Annotated in this window: 24 protein-coding genes and 1 tRNA gene; 10 read left to right on the forward strand and 15 right to left on the reverse strand. The window is 36.7% G+C overall.

Translation table 11 applies throughout. From position 1 onward, the window contains the following. Window positions 1–96: 96 nt before the first annotated feature. From accC to pdxA, 6 genes are all read right to left on the reverse strand, one after another. Window positions 97–1,449 (reverse strand): acetyl-CoA carboxylase biotin carboxylase subunit, encoded by a 1,353-nt coding sequence (accC, locus tag ABXZ36_RS02140; RefSeq protein WP_354613816.1) that lies wholly within the window; start codon window positions 1,447–1,449, stop codon window positions 97–99. Between the two features lie 91 nt (window positions 1,450–1,540). After that, window positions 1,541–2,026, reverse strand: a complete 486-nt coding sequence (gene accB / locus ABXZ36_RS02145; protein ID WP_354613817.1) for an acetyl-CoA carboxylase biotin carboxyl carrier protein — start codon at window positions 2,024–2,026, stop codon at window positions 1,541–1,543. Between the two features lie 45 nt (window positions 2,027–2,071). After that, the gene (locus ABXZ36_RS02150) at window positions 2,072–3,067 is read right to left on the reverse strand and encodes a beta-ketoacyl-ACP synthase III (protein WP_354613818.1); all 996 of its coding nucleotides are present in this window, start codon (window positions 3,065–3,067) and stop codon (window positions 2,072–2,074) included. 171 nt (window positions 3,068–3,238) lie between these two features. Then, window positions 3,239–3,436, reverse strand: coding sequence for a 50S ribosomal protein L32 (gene rpmF, locus ABXZ36_RS02155; RefSeq protein ID WP_062057070.1), 198 nt, complete (start codon window positions 3,434–3,436; stop codon window positions 3,239–3,241). A gap of 8 nt (window positions 3,437–3,444) precedes the next feature. Next, window positions 3,445–3,981, reverse strand: a complete 537-nt coding sequence (locus ABXZ36_RS02160; protein WP_354613819.1) for a YceD family protein — start codon at window positions 3,979–3,981, stop codon at window positions 3,445–3,447. Between the two features lie 179 nt (window positions 3,982–4,160). Next, window positions 4,161–5,213 carry a 4-hydroxythreonine-4-phosphate dehydrogenase PdxA gene (gene pdxA, locus ABXZ36_RS02165; RefSeq protein WP_354613821.1) on the reverse strand — a complete coding sequence of 351 codons (1,053 nt, stop codon included), beginning with the start codon at window positions 5,211–5,213 and terminating at the stop codon, window positions 4,161–4,163. Window positions 5,214–5,271: 58 nt separating this feature from the next. On the opposite strand from pdxA, the gene ABXZ36_RS02170 reads away from it, so the two are divergent. Next, window positions 5,272–5,862, forward strand: a complete 591-nt coding sequence (locus tag ABXZ36_RS02170; RefSeq protein WP_354613822.1) for a riboflavin synthase — start codon at window positions 5,272–5,274, stop codon at window positions 5,860–5,862. Window positions 5,863–5,927: 65 nt separating this feature from the next. On the opposite strand, the gene ABXZ36_RS02175 is transcribed toward ABXZ36_RS02170, so the two are convergent. From ABXZ36_RS02175 to ABXZ36_RS02195, 5 genes are all read right to left on the reverse strand, one after another. Next, entirely contained in the window at window positions 5,928–7,124 is a 1,197-nt protein-coding gene (locus tag ABXZ36_RS02175; protein WP_354613823.1) for a hypothetical protein, read from the reverse strand. After that, window positions 7,121–7,957, reverse strand: coding sequence for a type 1 glutamine amidotransferase (locus ABXZ36_RS02180; RefSeq protein WP_354613824.1), 837 nt, complete (start codon window positions 7,955–7,957; stop codon window positions 7,121–7,123). The genes ABXZ36_RS02175 and ABXZ36_RS02180 overlap by 4 nt, the downstream gene beginning before the upstream one ends. Before the next feature lie 69 nt (window positions 7,958–8,026). Continuing rightward, entirely contained in the window at window positions 8,027–9,124 is a 1,098-nt protein-coding gene (locus ABXZ36_RS02185) for a carboxylate-amine ligase (protein ID WP_354613825.1), read from the reverse strand. A gap of 65 nt (window positions 9,125–9,189) precedes the next feature. After that, entirely contained in the window at window positions 9,190–10,329 is a 1,140-nt protein-coding gene (locus tag ABXZ36_RS02190; protein ID WP_435601955.1) for an ATP-grasp domain-containing protein, read from the reverse strand. A 25-nt stretch (window positions 10,330–10,354) separates the two neighbouring features. After that, the gene (locus ABXZ36_RS02195; RefSeq protein WP_354613826.1) at window positions 10,355–11,071 is read right to left on the reverse strand and encodes an alpha/beta hydrolase-fold protein; all 717 of its coding nucleotides are present in this window, start codon (window positions 11,069–11,071) and stop codon (window positions 10,355–10,357) included. A gap of 104 nt (window positions 11,072–11,175) precedes the next feature. On the opposite strand from ABXZ36_RS02195, the gene ABXZ36_RS02200 reads away from it, so the two are divergent. The 6 genes from ABXZ36_RS02200 (at window position 11,176) to ABXZ36_RS02225 (ending at window position 15,268) form a co-directional block, all read left to right on the forward strand. Beyond that, window positions 11,176–11,988, forward strand: a complete 813-nt coding sequence (locus ABXZ36_RS02200; protein WP_354613828.1) for an alpha/beta hydrolase — start codon at window positions 11,176–11,178, stop codon at window positions 11,986–11,988. A gap of 109 nt (window positions 11,989–12,097) precedes the next feature. After that, window positions 12,098–12,853 carry a sulfite exporter TauE/SafE family protein gene (locus ABXZ36_RS02205; protein ID WP_354613829.1) on the forward strand — a complete coding sequence of 252 codons (756 nt, stop codon included), beginning with the start codon at window positions 12,098–12,100 and terminating at the stop codon, window positions 12,851–12,853. A 504-nt stretch (window positions 12,854–13,357) separates the two neighbouring features. Continuing rightward, window positions 13,358–13,537 (forward strand): hypothetical protein, encoded by a 180-nt coding sequence (locus ABXZ36_RS02210; RefSeq protein ID WP_354613830.1) that lies wholly within the window; start codon window positions 13,358–13,360, stop codon window positions 13,535–13,537. A gap of 298 nt (window positions 13,538–13,835) precedes the next feature. Next, entirely contained in the window at window positions 13,836–14,153 is a 318-nt protein-coding gene (locus ABXZ36_RS02215) for a hypothetical protein (protein WP_354613831.1), read from the forward strand. Window positions 14,154–14,294: 141 nt separating this feature from the next. After that, window positions 14,295–14,513 carry a hypothetical protein gene (locus ABXZ36_RS02220; protein ID WP_354613832.1) on the forward strand — a complete coding sequence of 73 codons (219 nt, stop codon included), beginning with the start codon at window positions 14,295–14,297 and terminating at the stop codon, window positions 14,511–14,513. 2 nt (window positions 14,514–14,515) lie between these two features. Next, window positions 14,516–15,268 (forward strand): immunity 49 family protein, encoded by a 753-nt coding sequence (locus ABXZ36_RS02225; RefSeq protein WP_354613833.1) that lies wholly within the window; start codon window positions 14,516–14,518, stop codon window positions 15,266–15,268. Between the two features lie 921 nt (window positions 15,269–16,189). Here the strand turns inward: ABXZ36_RS02225 and ABXZ36_RS02230 are convergent. Continuing rightward, complete coding sequence (locus tag ABXZ36_RS02230) at window positions 16,190–16,402, reverse strand: hypothetical protein (RefSeq protein WP_354613834.1); 213 nt, start codon at window positions 16,400–16,402, stop codon at window positions 16,190–16,192. A 363-nt stretch (window positions 16,403–16,765) separates the two neighbouring features. Here ABXZ36_RS02230 and ABXZ36_RS02235 point away from each other — a divergent pair, with 363 nt between their 5' ends. Beyond that, window positions 16,766–17,794, forward strand: a complete 1,029-nt coding sequence (locus ABXZ36_RS02235) for a methyltransferase (protein ID WP_354613835.1) — start codon at window positions 16,766–16,768, stop codon at window positions 17,792–17,794. On the opposite strand, the gene ABXZ36_RS02240 is transcribed toward ABXZ36_RS02235, so the two are convergent. The 3 genes from ABXZ36_RS02240 to mce all read right to left on the reverse strand — a co-directional run bounded on the left by ABXZ36_RS02240 (window position 17,733) and on the right by mce (window position 19,327). Beyond that, the gene (locus ABXZ36_RS02240) at window positions 17,733–18,545 is read right to left on the reverse strand and encodes a phage integrase SAM-like domain-containing protein (RefSeq protein ID WP_354613836.1); all 813 of its coding nucleotides are present in this window, start codon (window positions 18,543–18,545) and stop codon (window positions 17,733–17,735) included. The genes ABXZ36_RS02235 and ABXZ36_RS02240 overlap by 62 nt on opposite strands. 226 nt (window positions 18,546–18,771) lie before the next feature. After that, a tRNA-Ile gene (locus tag ABXZ36_RS02245) sits at window positions 18,772–18,845 on the reverse strand. A 77-nt stretch (window positions 18,846–18,922) separates the two neighbouring features. Beyond that, window positions 18,923–19,327 carry a methylmalonyl-CoA epimerase gene (mce, locus tag ABXZ36_RS02250; RefSeq protein WP_354613837.1) on the reverse strand — a complete coding sequence of 135 codons (405 nt, stop codon included), beginning with the start codon at window positions 19,325–19,327 and terminating at the stop codon, window positions 18,923–18,925. Window positions 19,328–19,398: 71 nt separating this feature from the next. Between mce and rbfA the strand changes: the two genes are divergently transcribed. Next, complete coding sequence (rbfA, locus tag ABXZ36_RS02255) at window positions 19,399–19,791, forward strand: 30S ribosome-binding factor RbfA (RefSeq protein WP_354613838.1); 393 nt, start codon at window positions 19,399–19,401, stop codon at window positions 19,789–19,791. A 2-nt stretch (window positions 19,792–19,793) separates the two neighbouring features. After that, on the forward strand, window positions 19,794–21,002 hold the full coding sequence (locus ABXZ36_RS02260; RefSeq protein WP_354613839.1) for an ABC transporter permease: 1,209 nt from the start codon (window positions 19,794–19,796) through the stop codon (window positions 21,000–21,002). Window positions 21,003–21,006: the final 4 nt, after the last annotated feature.

A 21,006-nucleotide genomic window follows, 5' to 3' on the forward strand; every position in this document is an offset into this window, starting at 1 on the left:
CAAGAACTAAGTTGGCGGCTTAAATGATTCTCTAAATCATTTATTTAACTTAATTATGAAGCAAAAAAAACTCCGGTCAATGCCGGAGTTCTTATATTATTCTTCTATTGGTGGATCCATAACCCAACTTTCCATGAATTTGGTGGTATAGTTCCCGGCCAAATAATCTGGATGGTCCATTAACTGTCTGTGGAAAGGAATGGTTGTTTTAATTCCCTCGATCACAAACTCATCCAGTGCACGCTTCATTTTATTGATGGCTTCCTCTCTCGTCTGGGCCGTTGTTATTAGCTTAGCAATCATGGAATCGTAATTTGGCGGTATGGTGTATCCACTATAAACATGGGTATCTAAACGGATACCATGTCCTCCAGGCGTATGCAATGTGGTGATTTTTCCAGGTGATGGCCTAAAACCATTATAAGGATCCTCTGCATTGATACGGCACTCTATCGAGTGTAACTTAGGGATATAATTCTTTCCTGAAATTGGAACACCTGCAGCAACCAATATTTGTTCACGGATCAAATCATAATCAATGACCTGTTCTGTGATTGGGTGCTCTACCTGAATACGGGTATTCATCTCCATAAAATAGAAATTCCTATGCTTATCCACTAAAAATTCAATGGTCCCTGCACCTTCATATTTTATAAATTCAGCAGCTTTTATAGCGGCCTTACCCATATCATCCCGCAATTTATCGGTCATAAAAGGAGAAGGGGTCTCTTCGGTAAGCTTTTGGTGACGCCTTTGTATGGAACAATCCCTTTCGGAAAGATGACATGCCTTCCCATATTGATCACCAACAATCTGTATTTCGATATGTCTTGGCTCTTCTATCAATTTCTCCATGTACATAGCCCCATTTCCAAAGGCAGCCGAAGCTTCTTGGACTGCGCTATTGTACAATTTTTCAAGATCTTCCTCTTTCCAAACAGCTCGCATCCCTTTACCTCCACCACCAGCGGTAGCTTTGATCATAACGGGGTAACCAACTACCTTGGCTACCTTTTTGGCATCCTCCACTGATTTTAAAAGTCCTTTTGACCCAGGTACGATAGGCACTCCAGCCTTTACCATGGTTTCTTTGGCTGTTGCCTTATCTCCCATCTTATCAATCTGATCTCCAGAAGCACCAATAAACTTAATATCGTGCTCTGCACAGATTCTTGAAAACTTGGAATTTTCAGATAGGAAACCATATCCAGGATGAATGGCATCTGCATTGGTGATTTCGGCCGCAGCAATGATATTCGGTATTTTTAAATAAGATTCACTACTCGGGGGCGGCCCAATACAAACTGCTTCGTCGGCAAACCTCACATGTAAGCTCTCTTCATCTGCCTTAGAATAAACCGCAACCGTTTTTATTCCCATTTCCTTGCAAGTCCTGATAATACGCAGTGCTATTTCACCCCTATTGGCAATAAGTATTTTTTTAAACATCTTTTGAAGTTTTAAATTTTGAATTCTAAATTTTAAATGATTTTAAATGACCAAAACAATTTGTCATTTAAAATTCAGTATTTAAAAATTCTCATGACGGGTCTACCAAAAACAAAGGTTGATCAAATTCTACAGGAGAAGAATCATCCACTAGAATCTTCACAATTTTACCAGAAACTTCAGATTCAATATCATTGAATAATTTCATTGCTTCAATTACACAAAGAACATCACCTTTATTGATAACGCTTCCTACCTCTACGAAAAGAGGCTTATCAGGAGATGGTTTTCTATAAAAGGTTCCTATAATAGGGGATTTTATAGTAATGTATTTCGCGTTTTCATCAACTTTTTCTGGCGCTGCTTCTGATACAGGGGCCTCAACTGCAGGGGCAGCTTGCATAGGCGCCATTTGATTTTGACCCATTGGGACCTGTTGTACATAGGTGGTCTCGAAACCAGAACCTGCTGCTCCTGTACGGATGGTGATCTTTATGTCATCCATTTCCAGTTTTACTTCGCTGGCACCCGATTTAGCCACAAATTTAATTAAGTTTTGAATTTCTTTAATATCCATGGAATTCGATTTAATTTTAATTCTATTAATGAGTTAGTCAGTTTATTATGAATTGTACGCCCATTTTAAATAGATGGACCCCCAAGTGAACCCACCACCGAAAGCGGCAAATACTAAATTATCACCTTTTTTGAATTTTTTCTCAAAATCAGCCATTAATAGTGGTAATGTAGCAGAGGTAGTATTTCCATATTTTTCAATGTTCACCAATACTTTGGAATCATCTAGACCCATTCGGCTTGCCGTAGCGTTAATAATTCTCATGTTGGCTTGATGTGGCAATAACCATGTTACGTCATTATCTGAAAGATTGTTCCGTTCCATTATTTTTGCAGCGGCGTCTGCCATATTAGAAACGGCAAATTTAAAGACCGATTTACCATCTTGGTAAACATAGTGCTGGCGATTCTGTACTGTTTCCAATGAAGTTGGCAGTTGTGATCCTCCCGCATCAATTTTCAAGAAGTTTCTACCCACACCATCCGTTCTTAAATATTCATCTTGAAGTCCGAGACCTTCCTCATTGGGCTCAAATAATGCCGCACCGGCACCGTCACCAAAAATAATACATGTAGTCCTATCTGTATAGTCTATTATGGAAGACATTTTATCCGCTCCAATAAGGAGTACTTTCTTATAACGTCCAGAAACAATATAACTTGAGGCTGTGGACATACCGAACAAAAAACTGGAACAGGCCGCCTGAAGGTCGTATCCAAAAGCATTAGTTGCACCAATTTCAGAAGCCACGTAGGCTGCGGTACATGAAACCTGTAGATCAGGGGTTGCCGTAGCCACTATGATCATATCTATTTCTGTTGGGTCCAGATTTCTTTTTTGAATAAGTTCCTCTGCTGCCTTAATGGCCATATAAGAGGTTCCTGCACCTTCCTTTTTTAAAATTCTTCTTTCTTTGATTCCTGTTCTGCTGGTTATCCATTCATCATTGGTATCTACCATCTCTTCCAATAACTTATTGGTCAAAATGAAGTCAGGAACATATGCTCCCACAGCGGTAATAGCTGCTGATAATTTGTTCATCCTAAATCTGATTTTGAATCAAAAACATTAAAAAATGCTTCAAAAGTGGTGAAAATTAATGATTTTTTAGGACTTTCAAGGTTAAAAGTTCCAGTTTTTGATTTTGACCCTGTGCCATAAAAAAACTCCCACTCTTTTAAAGTGGGAGTTCGATATTATATGAAAACCTAATTAAGCCGCAGCTTCCTCAGTTTTGTCAATTAAAATTTGACCTCTGTAGTATAATTTACCTTCATGCCAGTGAGCTCTGTGGTATAAATGCATTTCTCCAGTGGTTGGATCTTTAGCAATTGTTGGAGCTACTGCTTTGTAATGAGTTCTCCTTTTATCTCTTCTGGTTTTTGAAATCTTTCTTTTTGGATGTGCCATGGTAAACCTTATTTATCTTTTAATAACTTTTTTAAAGCATCCCACCTGGGATCTGTATTATTTCCTTTATTTTCTTTAACCTCTTTTGGTTGTAACTCTTCTAACTTATCAATGACTTCCGATTCCAAGGTTCCATCCAGAACTCCTGGATGCACTCTTTTTTGCGGGATGGCCAAAACCAACATTTCGTAAACATATTGGGCAATGTTGATCAGATGATCCCCATGGGGAATAATTAATATCTCATCATTCTCGTCATTGTACTCATCCCCAAATTTCACTACCAACTCTAGAGAGGATGCGATTTTTTGATCAAATGGTTCGTTGGTGATGTCGCAGTTTACGTTAACCGTTCCCTTGGAATGCATCTCCAATTCCAACATTGTACTCATTTTATTCAATGTAACACGTAGACCTATGTCAGCGCCATTGATATCATCGTACTCAAAAGATTCAAAGAACTCATTTTTAATTTTAAACTCAAACTCATGCTTCCCCTGCTTCAATCCTGAAAAAGGAATAGCAAATTCCTTATGCTTCGTCATGTTTAACACTGGTTTAGAGTATCCGCCCACCTAAAAGGCGGGTGCAAAGATACTATTAATTTAATAATTCCAAACTTTTTACAGCTTAAATATGCCTCTTTTTTGACCCTAATGCCAATTGGCACAACTTTTTACCTTTTTGGAAGATTTCAAAGGTCAAATAATTTTCAAAGATACAATTATCTTGTGGGTTTTAATTTCTGCTTTTTCAATGGATTACTTGTTAAATCCATGTACTCCTCTCTGTTCTTGAATATTTGTAGGGCAGCAAAAACTGCTTCTTTAAAAGAACTGTGGTCTGCCTTTCCCTTGCCCGCTATTTCATAAGCCGTTCCATGGTCAGGAGAAGTCCTTACTTTTCGAAGACCAGCGGTATAATTTACACCTTTTCCAAATGAAAGGGTTTTGAAAGGAATAAGTCCCTGATCGTGATATGCAGCAAGGATGGCGTCAAAATTTTTATACCCATCTGAACCGAAAAAGCTATCTGCAGAATATGGCCCGTAGACCAAATGTCCTGCGTCCATAAAATCTTTGATTACTGGCTTTAACACCTCATCATCCTCCTTGCCAATAACGCCATTGTCCCCACTATGCGGGTTAATACCCAATAGCGCAATACGTGGTTTTCGAATCCCAAAATCCATTTTCAACGAATTCTCTATGATCTTAATTTTGCTCTTTACCAGTTTTGCATTGATGGCAGCAGGCGCATCCTTAACCGCAACATGATCGGTTAACAATCCCACTTTTAAGTCGTCTGTAACCATGAACATCAGGCTTTCTCCTTCCAATTCCTTAGCCAAATAATCCGTATGTCCAGGGAAATTGAAGTCCTTGGATTGAATATTATTTTTATTAATTGGGGCCGTTACCAATACATCTATTTCATCCTTTTTAAGGGCATCTACGGCTGCAACAAGTGACTTTAGAGCGTATTCCCCTCCTTCTGCCGTGGCCTCGCCAAATTTGATCTCTGGAGTCTCCTTCCATACATTCATCACATTGATCTTACCATCTAAAGCTTTAGACACCTCCTGTATTCCGTTATAATTAATCTCTATACCGAGCTCGTTCTTTTGAAAAGAAATCACCTTGTTGGAGGCAAAAATAATGGGCGTGCAAAAATCTAACATTCTTACATCCTCAAAGGTTTTGAGAACAACCTCGCATCCAATCCCATTAAAATCACCGATGGATATGCCAAGTTTTATTTTTTCGCTTTCCTGCATGGTATCTTTACCTTTATGTCTAATTTTACACTACAAAACTACTTAATTAAAACGACACATGTTTACCGGGATTATTGAAACTTTAGGGGAAGTGAAACAATTAAAAAAAGACGGTGGAAATTTGCATATTAGCGTCAATTCTTCCATTACCCACGAACTTAAAATAGACCAAAGTGTTGCCCATAACGGTGTTTGCTTAACGGTGGTTGCCCTAAATGGCGAAACATATACAGTAACGGCCATAGAAGAAACGTTACAGAAAACCAACCTGAACCATCTAATAGAAGGGGAATCAGTGAACCTAGAACGTGCCATGATTCTGGGTTCTAGGCTAGACGGACACCTAGTACAGGGACATGTGGACCAAACAGGCACCTGTATTGCCATTAACCAAAAAGATGGAAGCTGGTTTTTTACTTTTGAATACGAACCTTCAAAAAACAATGTGACCATAGAAAAAGGATCTATAACCATAGACGGCACTAGTTTAACAGTAGTAGATTCCAAAAAGAACCTGTTTAGCGTGGCCATAATCCCCTACACCTATGAACATACAAGGTTTAACACCTACAAGGTTGGAACTGTGGTTAATTTGGAATTTGATGTTATCGGAAAATATGTCTCCAGATTGATGGGGCTTCAACAATAGATTTCCCTAGCTAAAATGTATTTGAGAGTTTAAAGTATTAGCCTACTGCCTTTATAAATCCAAAACTAATCTTCAAAAAAGGAGATGGAAGAGCCTACCCAGTCATCATTGGACAAATAAGACACATTAATCAAATCTCCTTTGTTCATTCGGGTGAGATTAATAACCGGCATTAGTCGATTATTAGTATCATTCCAAGTATATAAAATGCGTAGTTCTACTTTAGAATTGGCCCCGCTTGGCGTTTTAATGATTGGGGCGTACTTCACCTTGGACTGCAGAATATAGTTGTGTTTATCCTTTATGCCTTCAATAAATTTAAAAGTAGGATTTAAATTAATTCCTTTTCCGGCAAAGGAAAACAAGGGCTTTAAAACATAGTTGGCCAAATCCAAGTCCTTGGGAAAATCATTTAAATAAAAAGATTGGGGAATGTTTTTATGAGTCAGCAAGGGCATGATACATTTGGAGATCATAAAAAACCAATCGGGATGCGACACCCATTCTACGTCCACATCATCGGTAAGGTTGAAATCTGTTTTTAAATCTGGCATCTGAAGGAGCTCGTCCAGGATCACCCGGTTATAAATACGGTTAATCTGTATCTTCTTACCGTCCTTTTCGTAGAACAACTTTTTTCCTTCCTTAATAACTTTTGTCAAACAAAGTACCTCTATGCCTAGAGCTTGCTTTGTAGCCCAAAAGTCCATCCTAGTTTTCTGTTTCTCGGGATAGATTTCCAAGAGAACGACATGTTCTGGCTGATCATCTCCAATAATTACCCGTTTTAAATCTGCCAAATAGCTGATATCATTTAGATCATTAAAATAGAAATGAAAACCTTCCTTGGGAATTTGTGGATAATTTTTTAGAAAAGCATTCCCTAATAAGGATTGATACATAAATAGAGAAGGAAACGATTGAAGTTCAATCAATTTAGGAGCTATCCCACCTTGCCCGTCATCGCAAAGTCCAAAATCTATAGCAAGAAAATGTGGGTTTCCCAAGGTTGAAGGAGATTGAAGTTCTTTCGGGATGAATTTTTTCCGTATCTCCCCAAAGTCAATTTTCCATAATTGTTCTATAATAGAATCGCACGCATCAAATACTTCTTGTTTAAGCTCTTTACTGATAAAAAAAGGGGTTTCCGAAATGCGGAATGCGCATGGTTCACCAACTGTCTGCGCTAGATCGTTTTTAAGACTATTGTAATACTCCTGTTTAAAATTATCATTAAACGTTTCGCGAACCTCTTTTATCATATGGGCAGTAATTTTGATTCCTTAAGGGATAAGGCCGCCCGTTTAAGAAAAGTCGGAATCATGGTCTTATGTGTTTTTACAATTTTGTCCTCATCCTCTAGGTGTTCAAGCATATTTTGAAACTTTTTCTTTCCGTGATGCTTAATGACTAGTGATTTTTTATCCTCTCTATTGAAATATTTTAACATCCCCTCCGAATCGGCTTCAGGATGAAATTGTACTCCAAATATCTCTTGGGAAAAACGTATAGCCATTACGGCTCTTTCAAGAGGGATATGCGGTCTTATTTTTTCTTTACATAATATTTTTGCACCAAATTTCTCCAATTTGTTATACTTCGGCTTCACCACCTGATAATCCCTAGAATCCACAGCAAAAAATGGATTTTTTAATCCTTCAAATAAGGGCTCTGTAAGTCCGTCTTTTGTCTTGTGTATGGGCATAACCCCAAAAGAGGTGGACTTACGCTTGTTCACCTTGGCCAAATCCCAATGTAAACATGCCAATTGAAAAGAATGGCATATTAAAAAAAGATGTTTTTTATTTTGATATTGCTCATTGTGAGCTAAAGCAGCATCTAAAAATGCGAAATACAGCTTTTCCCATTTTTCATCTGCAATAAAGGGAGCTCCCGGGCCTCCTGAGGAGATAAAAATATCGTAATTAGCAATATCCGGTAACTCTGTGGCATTGCGCACTTCAAATACAGTATACTGCCCATTAATGTCTTCTTGGGACAAAAATTGCTCTACCAACTTCTTAATGCAGCGCATACCCTCGTTTGTTTGGCCTGCATTAAGGTCGAGCACTGCAATGTTATAGTTCCTCTTCATTAAATCTTTCTTTTTCAAGATGGTAAAATTACTATTTTTACTTCTTATCTCTCTGAAAACCAGGTTAAATTAAATTCCCAACGAGGTCTGGTCAACCACATATTTAATTACTTCCTTTAAATCATTCGTTTCATTAAAAACCTTTAGCTGCCTATCGGCTCCAGATCCTTGTTCCAACATTTGATATACAAAATTTACTTCTTTTCTACATTCCAATTCATCCACCACATCATCTATGAATTCCAATAGTTCCTGAATCAACACTTCAAAAGGCACTTCTTCCTCCTTACCAAAATCGATTAGTTTGGCCTCCATCCCCCATCTTGCGGCCCGCCATTTGTTCTCGTTAATCAATACCCTGCGATACGATCTAAAGCTTTGGTTCTTCTGGTGTAGCCTGTGCAGCTTAGCAATAATACATTGCATGATGGCGGCAATACAGATGACTTCATCAACGGTCTGAACCATATCACAAATCCTAAATTCTACCGTTGGGTAGAAAGGATGCAAACGAATATCCCACCAGATTTTTTTGCCGTTATCTATACAGTTTGTTTTTACAAGTATATCCACAAACTTATCGTATTCGGCCACACTGGAAAAATAGGGCGGGATTCCGGTGCGTGGGAATTTATCAAAGATTTTAGATCGGTACGACTTAAACCCCGTTTCTCTGGCTTCCCAAAAAGGAGAGTTGGTAGACAAGGCATAAAGGTGTGGTAAAAAGTACCGTGCCACGTTCATAATCTGTAGACCCTCTTCCCTACTGGGTATCCCCACATGAACATGTAAACCAAAAATTAGGTTGGACCTAGCTACATCCTTCATTTCTTCAATTAGGGCATCATATCTAGGATCAGGAGTGATTAACTGATCACTCCAGTGCGAAAAAGGATGCGTCCCCGCTGCAGCCACCTTAAGTCCTTCGGCCCCGGCCAATGCAATGACCTGTTGCCTTAAGTAAGAGACCTCATCCCGCGCTTGTTGGATATTTTCACAAATATTGGTGCCCATTTCAACTACGGCCTGGTGCATTTCTTCCTTTATTCTTTCCTTTAGGAGTACCTTTCCTCCTTCGTAAATTTTGGACATATGCGATCTGAGCGTCAACGTATCGCTATCCAAAATTTGAAATTCCTCTTCAATTCCCAGCGTGAACTTTTTCATAGAACTGTTACCTTGTTAAAATTAGATACCCCTACCCTCACCATCAAGTGGACTTGGACACAAAATTATTTTTTAGTAGTCTTCTTTGGAGCCGCTTTTTTAGGTGTTACTTTCTTTGGCGCTTCTTTTTTTGCAGCTATTTTCACAGCTTTCTGTAGCGCACCTTTGCCTTTAGTTGGCTCCTTTTTTACTACTGCTTTTTTCGCTTCGGCAGCAGATTTTAACTTACTTTTTATTGGTTCTTTCTTAGGCGGTGTTACCGCATTCTGGACAAAAGTACCCCAGCTACTATTGTTTTGTTTGGGGTTGTGTGCATTGGCCATTTCAATGGCCAATTTGGCAGAATGCTCCACGATCCATTCAAAATTCTCCTGACCCACTGAGTTAACATCTGCATCCGGTGCTGGGTTGCAAAAATCTATGGCTATTGGTACCCCGTTTCGCACTGCAAATTCTACCGTGTTAAAATCATATCCCAAGGCCTTGTTCAGCAATAAGGTATAATCATGGATTGTTTTCATCAACTTTTTATGTTCGGCTCCAGTTGTTTTTGGAGTAGTCACATAGCGCAAATGAGGTTCGTTCCTAGGCTCATAGGGCATAATATGTACATATTTTTGACCCAAACAATACACCCTGTAATAATCCTCAAAAACAATTTCTTCCTGTAGCATCATTACCAACTGACCTGTTTCCCCATATTTGTTGAAAAAATCATCGGGATTGTCCACCCTGTACACATTTTTCCAACCCCCGCCTGAGTGTGGCTTCATATAGGCAGGAAAACCAATGTAGTTAAAAATATAATCCCAATCTAAGGGCGCTTCAAGATTACGAAATGACTTTTCCGTTGTATCGTCCGGTCTATCCTTGGATGGTAAAAGAATGGTCTTTGGTACAGGAACCCCCAATTGTATGGACAAGCAGTTATTGAAAAACTTCTCGTCTGCACTCCACCAAAATGGATTGTTGATAATTGTTGTGCCCATGAGGGAAGCGTTCTTTAGATATGCTCTATAGAAAGGAACTTCTTGGGAAATTCTATCAAAAATAACGTGATACCCATAATCGATACCTTGCTGAACCTTATCAATTTTTACAGGCTCAGCAACAACTTTACCTTTGCCTAATTCGTTAACTTTATTTATAAATTCCCAAGGAAAGGTGTCTTCCATCCCAAACAATATTCCCACTTTCTTAGCCATAATCTATATATTTTAAGTTTTTATTTTACGTTTTAAAGAATCGTTCCACATATTCTGGAAACACCATTTTCCAAAGGGGCCAATCGTGTTCTATCCATTTTTTTTCATCATACCAATGACGTATCCCCTTTTCATTTAACACATGGGACATATGAATATTTTTTGTCCTGCAACTATCCCAATCCGAGGTGCTCAGGACAATCTCCATATGGCTGTATTTCCAAGCCTCTTCATTCCGCATAAACTCATCCGGACAATTAAAATATATGGCCATGTCATCAGACAGAGGTGTAAAGTTTCTTATATTAAAAACCCCCGACATAGAAAATAGATGAGAGACCAAATCCGGAAATCTAAAAGCAGTGTTCCCCGCGTGATATCCCCCAAAACTGCAACCCCCAACAGCAATACGCTCGGTGTTACATTGCATCTTAATATAAGGAATCAATTCCCTTTGGAGAAATTTCATAAATAATTCATACCGTTGAATTTTTAATTCCGATGACAGCTGGTTGTCATAAAAAGTGAGCATATCTAAGGTCTCTACATTGTAAATCTTGATCCACCCTTGCTCAATAAAATGTATCACGGATTGATTAAGTCCAAAATCAGTATTTTGGGTATAGGAACCCCCAGAGGTAGGAAACAACAAAATAGGATATCCCCAATGTCCAGTCACTTCTAGATTGATATTTCTATCTAATGTGTTGGAATAATATTGAATGTTTTGTATTTCTGCCATAGAACTAAATATAATTTAAAAATGTTAAAAAAGCCATACAACCCCCCATCAATTGCAATGGTTTTTTAAGGAATTGTTATACTTGCAGACCTATTGAAGAAAAAATGCAATTTGAAAGTGAATTTATTGGATTAAAAGGGAGCCTCTATTCCAAATATCTTGGTAGAAAAGTTACTTTTAGATTGGTTGCCCCTCCCCATTACAAGGATTCAGAAACACCCTTCCCCGTTTTATTGATGAACGATGGACAGGATTTTGTGAATTTGGAGTTAGAAAAAACCCTTCCTTCTGCATTTTCCTCAAAAACAGGTAGACCTTTCGTCTACGTAGGCATTGAGGCGAATAACAATCGTATTCAAGAATACGGTACGGCATCTTCCCCAGATTTCAAAGGACGCGGAGCCAAGGCCGTGAACTATTCAAAATTCTTGATAGAGGAATTTATCCCATTTTTAAGAACGGAATTTAAAGTTTCCAAAGATGCTCAGGATTGGGTATACTGTGGCATGTCTTTGGGTGGATTGTCAGCTTTTGATATCGTATACAACAATGCTCAATACTTTGGAAAGGTGGGTGTATTTAGTGGGTCATTTTGGTGGCGTAATAAAGCATATACCAATAACGATGTTGCTGATAGGAGCCGAATTGTACTGGATGTTGTTAAAAAAGGAACCTATAATCCACACCTTAAATTTTGGCTCCAATGTGGAACTGAAGATGAGACGGCGGATCGAAATAACAATGGTGTCATAGATTCTATAGACGATACCACTGATGTTATCAAAGAATTACAAGAAAAAGGGTACTCCTTTCCCGGGGATATCACCTATGTAGAATTAAATGGCGGAAAACACAATTTAAAAACCTGGGCCAAGGTTTTTCCAGAATTCACCTATTGGGCCTTTGGCACCAATTAGTGAAACCGATAAAGCCTTAATATTTAATGCCAATACCTTGAAATATTTCGTAAAGGCTAGGTGTCATTATTATTTCGGCTATTTTTACTTTTGAACACCAACCCTTCTTATGGCCCTCCTGTCAATTTTAGATATTTCCACTACCTCCTGGGCACTTGCATTAACTGCTACCTGTGTTTTGGGGATTTCGAAAGCAGGGATAAAGGGAATTGCCATAATACAGGTGACCTTAATGGCCCTTGCCTTTGGGGCAAAGGAATCTACCGGAATCTTGGTACCCCTATTGGTGGTCAGTGATATTATTGCTGTAATGTATTACAAAAGACATACCCAATGGAAGTATATATTCCAATTTCTCCCTTGGATGGTTCTAGGAGTACTAATTGGGGTTTGGATTGGCAAGGACTTACCCGAAAATACATTTAGATTGGGTATGGCTGGTATTATTCTCTTTAGCGTAGGTATGATGTACTGGTGGGATCTAAAGAAATCGAAAAACGTACCTACCCACTGGGCCTTTGCTGGCTTTATAGGAACTATTGCTGGGATAACCACCATGATTGGCAATTTGGCAGGAGCCTTTTCTAATATATTTTTCTTGGCCATGAGGTTGCCAAAAAATCAATTTATTGGAACCGCAGCCACCTTATTTCTAATCACCAACCTGTTTAAACTCCCTTTTCATGTTTTCGTTTGGGAAACCATTACTCTAGATACTTTAATGATTAACCTAAGATTAGTCCCTGGAATTCTACTCGGATTTATCATAGGCATACGCTTAGTGAAAATTATAAAAGATGACTTTTATCGTAAAATGATCTTGATATTAACCGCTATCGGAGCAGTCTTGATTTTATTTAGATAGCATTCCACTGTCACCCACCTCTTCCTATTTAACCCAGAAACAACTAGTATATTAAGGGCGCGAGTAAAGTATAATTCTTAAAAATTTGTTAAATAAATATATTTTATCTATCTTACTAGTCTCAAAAACCAAAAATATGGGTGCTAAGACAAAAATAATAACAGACAAAATTTGCATTGGCCTCATGCTTATCGCAATTGGTTTTCTAGTCTTTCTCTTCTTCGATGTTTTCCCAAAAGATTTTTTTCATGAGGTTGGACATTCCTTTGCCACAACCCTGAATAATTTTAATAATGGCGTTGCCTCCAATTGAGGCCTTTGTCAATCCCTGACCTTAATATCTATTTAGAATAGACTTCTTGCTTTTCTCTGTAAGAGCTTTGTTTATTTTCCCAAAACAAAAAAATCCAACCTAGAAGACTAGATTGGATTCAATTTCTGTGGTCCCACCTAGAGGTGGTGTGTTTAATTCAGGGAAAGATACACTGGCAAGTATTCGCGCAGGTGGGTAATGCCATTAAATCAGGATTTAAAGGGGTTAGTTTTTTAAGTTCAGTAAAAATCATAACAAAGAATGGAGTTGAAGTTGCAAGAATATCAAATAATATTATGACTTTTAGATATTCTGGTTTTGGTGGTGATATAATTACTACACCGGGAAAAACAACAACAATAATTGGATAATATGATCTTAATGGGTTGGAACGAAAAATATCATACTGTCAAAATTGTCTAAATCTAGTAAAAACGTAGATGGAATAAAATCAATGAATCTTGGCTAAGAGAAACTACTGGAAGAAATGACGTTATAAGAGTTATATCTAACCCAAACTTACCGTCTACTATTTTCAAACTAGACGATTCTTTATCATTTTTTGGCAGAGAACATTAATTGTTAACAAAACCAACTTCTCAAGGTGGCTTGGGTTATTCATTTAATCATATTACGTATACATATACTAAATAAGTCATTTCTATTAAAATGAAAAACAAGGTTGAGATAAAATATACTGAACAACGCTGGGAAGGGTTTGAAGCCTGGATAGGAAGTGACCATACTTACTGGGTTAGATTAGATTTCTTACTGGAATCCTTTATTTCTAAAAATGTGGATTTATCAAAAAAGTTTAAAGGTCAACTTAATGATTTCAATATTGCAAAAAAGTACTATGAATCTTTGTTTGATAAATTCATGAAGACTACCTCTAATGGGGAGGAATTTAACTATGATAATTATTTGAATTGGCAGAAAAATAATAAAATAGAAGTTGCAAGAGCAATTACTAATATTAATCTTTAGGCTATTTTCAATAATTATTTCCACAATTTAAATACAATTAGCGACAACAATGGTTTTGATGGTGTTTACGTTAAAAAAGATGCACTTGACAATGTAATAGATATTATCATTAACGAGGTAAAACAAGTAAATAGTGGAGCGGTGAAATTGAGTCCTCCAACCACTTCGCTACCTTTTACTCAGATGACAGATGGATGGATTGACAATGTAATTGCAAGGATGAAACTGCCGAATACTTCTCAAGAAATTAAAAATTTGGCTACTTTAATTGAAAATGGCAAAAACCAAGGGAAAATAACAAAGGTAGTTACTGGAATAGATAAAGTTAATGATGAAATTTTAGTGTTTACAATTAAATAAAAATGGAAAATATTGAATCTTATTTAAAGCTAGGTTTTTCTGAAGCAAAGGAAGACGAAAAAAACTTCATACAACAATTAAAAAACCCTGAATATATTAAAAAGTATGTTGCAAGTTCTTTATTAGGAGTTAATGAAAGATTATCGTGGTACTATCTTTTTGTCGAGAAAGATTTAGTAAAGGCAAAACAATGTTTTTATTTATATGGCAAAGTTAATTTATATAAGAAGCAATTTGAGGATGATTTTAATCATGAGTCTCCAATGGGAATGAACCCAAGTGTTATATACACATTATTAAGCGACTCTAATAATTTATTCAATGCCTTTGTAAATTCTACTTACAAAAATGAATCCTATTACTTAAAAAGAGGTTCCTTAAGTATTGTAATACAACATATATTAAATAATAAAGATGAAAAGGCCTTTTCCCTATTAGATACTTTTTTTAAAAAGCATAAGCAATACGATTTCAAAGAATCTGACGGGGAGATTTTAAAGGCGATTTTGGAAAATGATAAAGGAAAAATTGAAGAACTTTTACATTTTCTATTGTTACCGAGAAACCACAAGAAAACAAATGGTATTTATCCTTTAAGACGTGATTTGTTGTCTTTTCCAGCTCTAGGCTATGCTAAGTTAGCATGGCTTCGTGGTATTGAAATAGAAATTGACCATCCTCTCATTCCTAAAGAATTATTACCTCTCCAACCCAATAAAGAATATACAAATTCTTATGATTTTTTAACTATATAAACTATAAAAAGAACTATAATTATTGGCCTAAAAGTAGCTTAGTTAAAAGGCCAATAAAAATACAGAATACATTATCTCAGCTTCCTAGAAATCCTTTTCATCTCTTCCCCAACTTGTTTTTGGACCACCTTCCCATATTACTCCTGGGTAATCTTCATACTGGAATGTCCCAACAACTCACTTACTACCTCCATAGGCACATCATTATAAAGAAGCACAGTGGACGCAAATGTTTTTCTAACAATATTGTGAGTTATAGATTTATTAATACTTACAATGATCCCTATTTACTTTAATGCCTCCGATTCGTTAATTAAAAAAACTAGCAAAGAACCATTTAATGCACAGGGAAACAGGTAACACAAAATAACTGATTGGATTTTTTTCTATAAATCTGTAAATAGATCAACCCAAATTACCCTCAACCATCCCAAATAGAACTTTTATAATAAAACAAATGTTAAATATTGCTTAAAATAGTACTATTTATAGCATAGTACTGTAACAAATTAATAATTCAACCGTCTAGTGGGTATATAAGAATTTATAAACTTTTAAAAATCATTATAATGGAAACGTCAAACAAACATTACGCTACGCAAACAGTAAGAATCTCAACCAGTAAGACCTGGAATAGCAAAAGGAGATATCACTAAAATACTGCCCAAAACAATTCAAACAATATATAACCACATAAATTAAACAACATGGAAACTATTAACAAACATCAATTAAGATCAACAGGAGAATCTTCCAGAATGAATATATGGAACGCCAAAAGAAGATTCAGATAGCCCTAGGGTAACATAAAATCAATTATCATGAAACCATTCATCAATCAATCAAGTTTAGAAAATAAAAAGAACAGTCTAGTTACAATCTTTAAGAACACAAAGAAAATTAGATGGTCAGATTTTGAAATCAAAAGAAACCAAATATTTGCAATTTAATATAACACAGTTTTTCAAAACTAAAAAAAGTAGTGGGTGCATAATCCACTACTTTTTTTATGTTCCATTTTTTTAAATGAATAATCAACCTTTTGACAGCTTCTACTCTTTCTTGTACCACAAGTGCGTGGAATTCTGACCCATCTTCTTTTTGATAGGTTCTGTAATCTACGATTGTAACCATAGTTCTTAATTTTTAAGACTATTAAAATGTGCTAAGCGGGGGTATCCCGAAAATCTAAAAGATTGTGGGGTTGACTTTAGGTTAGAGCGCTTACGTTTTGATGAATTGAAAAATATTTTGAAAATATTTGAATTTTTTTTAAACAGTCTTTAATAAGATTTAGGGTTTCCTATGTTAACATATATAGATTAAAACTACTCTTAGAATGTAACCCTAAAGGCTATAAGACAATCAAAAAGTCTATGTCTCGAAGAGTAAATAGTGAATCAACTTCTTTATAAAAGTTATATATAATATATTTGCGATGTATATAACATATTTTATATATAAAATTATTAGCAAAAATTGAAGGAAATGAAAACAATGACAGAAAAACAAATAAACCCCTCAAATATAATGCAAATTGGGATGGGGTTTTGGGCATCTAAAACATTACTAACAGCAGTAAACATGGGCCTATTTACCCATCTGGCAAAAGAGGAATTATCAGGTAAAAATATTAAAGAAAAATTAGGTTTACATGAAAGAGGTCTTTATGATTTCTTAGACACTTTAGTGGCACTAGGGTTTCTGAAGAGAAGTGGGTTAAAAGAAACTTCCCTGTATAGTAACGCAGAAGATACAGACCTGTTTCTCGACAAGAATAAACCAAGCTATGTTGGTGGAATGCTTGAAATGTCAAATAATCGCTTATATCCTTTTTGGAATGATCTTGAGGAAGGATTAAAAACAGGAAAACCCCAAAATGAGACCAAAACAGGGGGCGCTCCAATATTTGAAACATTATATGCTGATGAGCAAAAATTAAGAGAATTTTTGAAAGCTATGGGTGGCATTCAAATGGGTAATTTCATGATGTTTTCTAAAGAATTTGACTTTACTAAATACAAAACTCATTGTGACGTAGGAGGTGCGGGAGGGTACCTTGCCGCTCAGATAGCCATGAATAATGAACATATGAATTGTATTTCCTTCGACTTGCCCCCAGTAGAACCTGTTGCCATGGAAAACATTAAGATGATGGGGCTAAGTGATAGAGTATTGATAAAATCAGGTGACTTTTTAAATGAAGATCTTCCAAAAGCTGATGTAATTACAATGGGGAACATTCTTCACGACTGGGGAACACAAGACAAGAAAATGCTTATAAAAAAGGCCTACAACGCTCTACCAAAAGGAGGAGCATTAGTAGTAATTGAAAATATTATTGACGATAATCGAAGTGAAAACGCTTTTGGTCTAATGATGTCATTAAATATGAATATTGAGACACCTGAAGGCTTTGACTTTTCTGCAGCAGATTTTGACAGTTGGGCAAAGGAATGTGGTTTTACACAAACCTCTGTAATGCCTTTGACTGGTCCTTCAAGTGCAGTAATTGCAATAAAATAAAGAGGTCTTTGACCAAATCTAATCTGGGTTGCGTAAATAGATGTTTTTCCAACTTATCCAATTCATCTACAGAAAGAAATACAACCTCTTTTTTGACCCTTCCTGGCTTGTGCATGGTAAAGGGGTCCTTAGCTAGATATCCTTCAGCTACGGACTCCTTAATGGGGTTTCTGAACCGCTGAATGGCTTTATTAATGGTTACTTGGCTTTGTTTCCGTTCCGTTTTTAAATAGTATTCAAAATCATAAAGGAATTGAAGCTTTAGTTTGCTCAAAGGATGGTCATGTTTGCCATATTTCCATTTAATGAAATCCTTTACCTGTAGGTGGGCATAATTGAATTTTTTCCATGTTCCCAATTGGATATCTATCCCAACGAGCTTCTTATTTTTGTCTAGAAATTCTTTGAAATACTGGATTGTTCCTACCTCCTTGGCAGTTGGTTTTCCAATATAGTTGTTAAAAATATCTTCGACAGAAAATTCAAAGCCTGTCAATTGTAGTTGTAAATATGCCTTTTTAACGTTGGCCGTTATAATTTCCAGCTGTAGGTTGATTTGTTGGTTGACAATGGTTTTAGATGTTGCCTTTTGTTGTTTGGCATTCCAATCTGAAGGATTGATAAACTCCCCTGATGAAAATTGTTTTCTCTTTTTTAAATAAGTGATCCTACAATAGACTGGACAGGTTCCTTGTTTGTTGGTTTTCTCTTTTTTTAATAGGAAAAGGACTGATAAATTGTTTTGATTCATGACCAATTGATTTTAATGTTAAACAATTGGCATACAATTTAGAAAGTGGGGGACCTAGTTTTTAAAATGGGGTACCTAATGGGGTACCTAATTTCAATAAAATAACTTGACAAGTTGACTTTTTAACGGGAAGTGCCGTTAATGCATATAGTGCAGTTATGTCCTATATACACTGGCCTTGAAACAAAAAATCCAACCTAGAAGACTAGATTGGATTCAATTTCTGTGGTCCCACCTGGGCTCGAACCAGGGACCACCTGATTATGAGTCAGGTGCTCTAACCAACTGAGCTATAGGACCCGCAAATTGCGGTTGCAATATTACTATTTATTTTTATACGTTGCAAGCAAAATCTCACCCTAAACGCATTATTGAAATTAATCTATTATTTCCTGACAGAGCTCTACTAAAACCCCATTGGTTGTTTTTGGATGCACGAAGGCAACCAACTTATTATCGGCTCCTTTTTTAGGCACCTCATTTAGGACAGTAAAGCCCTCTTTCTTAAGTCTTTCTATCTCCATTACTATATCATCTACCTCAAAAGCAACATGATGGATCCCCTCCCCCTTCTTCTCTAAAAATTTAGCAATTGGGCTATCTATGCTCGTGGCTTCCAATAGTTCAATTTTATTAAGGCCTACCTTAAAGAAAGACGTTTTTACCCCTTCAGTCAATACCTCCTCCATTTTGTAATGAGGTGTACCCAATAGTTTTTCAAACAGAATATTGGAGGTTTCCAAGTCCTTTACAGCAATTCCCAAATGCTCAATTTTATTCATATATCGCTAATTTATATCAGTATATATTAAGTATAAGGCTAAAATACACATATTGTGCGTATTTTTGTCCCATGGAAACACAACGACAAAAAAAGATAGCAGGCGTTATCCAAAAGGATATTGTAGATATTCTGCAGCGCGCAGCGATTGATGGAGGGTTAAGAGGAACGTTGATTTCAGTATCAAAAGTAAACGTGCCGACAGACCTGTCCATGGCCAAAATATATGTGAGCATATTCCCTACGAAAGATGCAAAAGAGCTCTTAGAAGGAATGAAAAGCAATCAGGCCTTGATTAGACACGAATTGGCCCAACGAACAAGACACCAGTTGAGAAGAATTCCTGAACTTTCCTTTTTCTTGGATGATTCCTTGGAATATATAGACAATATTGAAAAATCCTTGAAAGGGGAGGAAAACCCAATATCCAATCCAGATCTCTTGGAAAAAAGAAAAAAATCCTAAGATTGAATTTTCCCTTTTACATCGCACAGCGGTATGTTAGATCTAAAAGCAGCCAAAATGCAGTAAATATCATCAATTTTATTACTTTCTTGGTCATCGTTATTGGATCAGCAGCCCTTTTTGTAGTGCTTTCCGGCTTTGCTGGACTAAAAACGTTTAGTCTTTCTTTTAGCAATACTGTTGATCCAGACCTCAAAGCTCAGCCCACCTCTGGGAAGTTTTTCAGCGTTTCTTCCGATCAAGAAACCCAACTAAAAAACATTAATGGAATAGCCTCCTATTCCAAAGAATTAGAAGAGCGTGTGTATCTTACCCATAACCAGAAAAGCCATGTGGCATACATAAAAGGGGTGGACAGCAATTATGGTAATGTTACCTCCATGGATAGTACCATCTATTTTGGGAATTGGGAATTGGACCAGCAGCATGGAGTTATAGGTATAGGTATTGCCAATCTTTTAGGGTTGAGCACTAACAATTATAGAAGTCCTTTAATTGTACTAGCACCTAAACCAGGCAAAGGTTCTATCTCCCAGCAGTCCCTTCGAAGCAAACCTTATAACCAATTAGAAGTCATCGTAAGCGGTATCTACTATATTGAGGAAAATCTGGATAAAAAATATGTCTTTTCCGAACTCTCCTTGGTTCAGGCCCTTTTAGAAAAGGACAGTACCCAAGTATCAGGCATAAATTTTAAGTTAGACGAAACTGCAGATGTTTTACAAACCCGGGAGGCGATCAACAAGATATTTCCCAATTCCATCATTCTCAAAGACAGAAGGGAACTCAATAGCACCCTCTATAAAATGTTGAATACCGAAAATTTGGCCACGTATCTTATTTTCACTTTGGTGCTTATTATTGCCCTATTTAATGTGGTAGGCGCAATTATCATGATGATTTTGGATAAACAACAGAATTCCAAAACCCTATACAGTTTAGGAACCACCATAAAAGAACTAAGACATATCTATTTCGTTCAGGGTGTTTTAGTTACCAGTGTTGGTGGATGTATCGGCGTCCTTATGGCCTCCTTATTAATCTGGTCACAACTTGTATTTGGATGGTTAAAAATAACACCCTCCCTAGCCTACCCAGTGGAATATAAATTACTTAATGTTGGAATTGTTCTGTCCACTATCGTGGTCCTAGGGATCATCGCCTCTAAAATTGCAAGCAGTAGAATCAATAAAAAATTGATCGCTCGCTAGTTGG

Origin of the sequence: Sediminicola arcticus, assembly GCF_040566695.1 — a bacterium.
Taxonomy (GTDB): Bacteria; Bacteroidota; Bacteroidia; order Flavobacteriales; family Flavobacteriaceae; genus Sediminicola; species Sediminicola arcticus.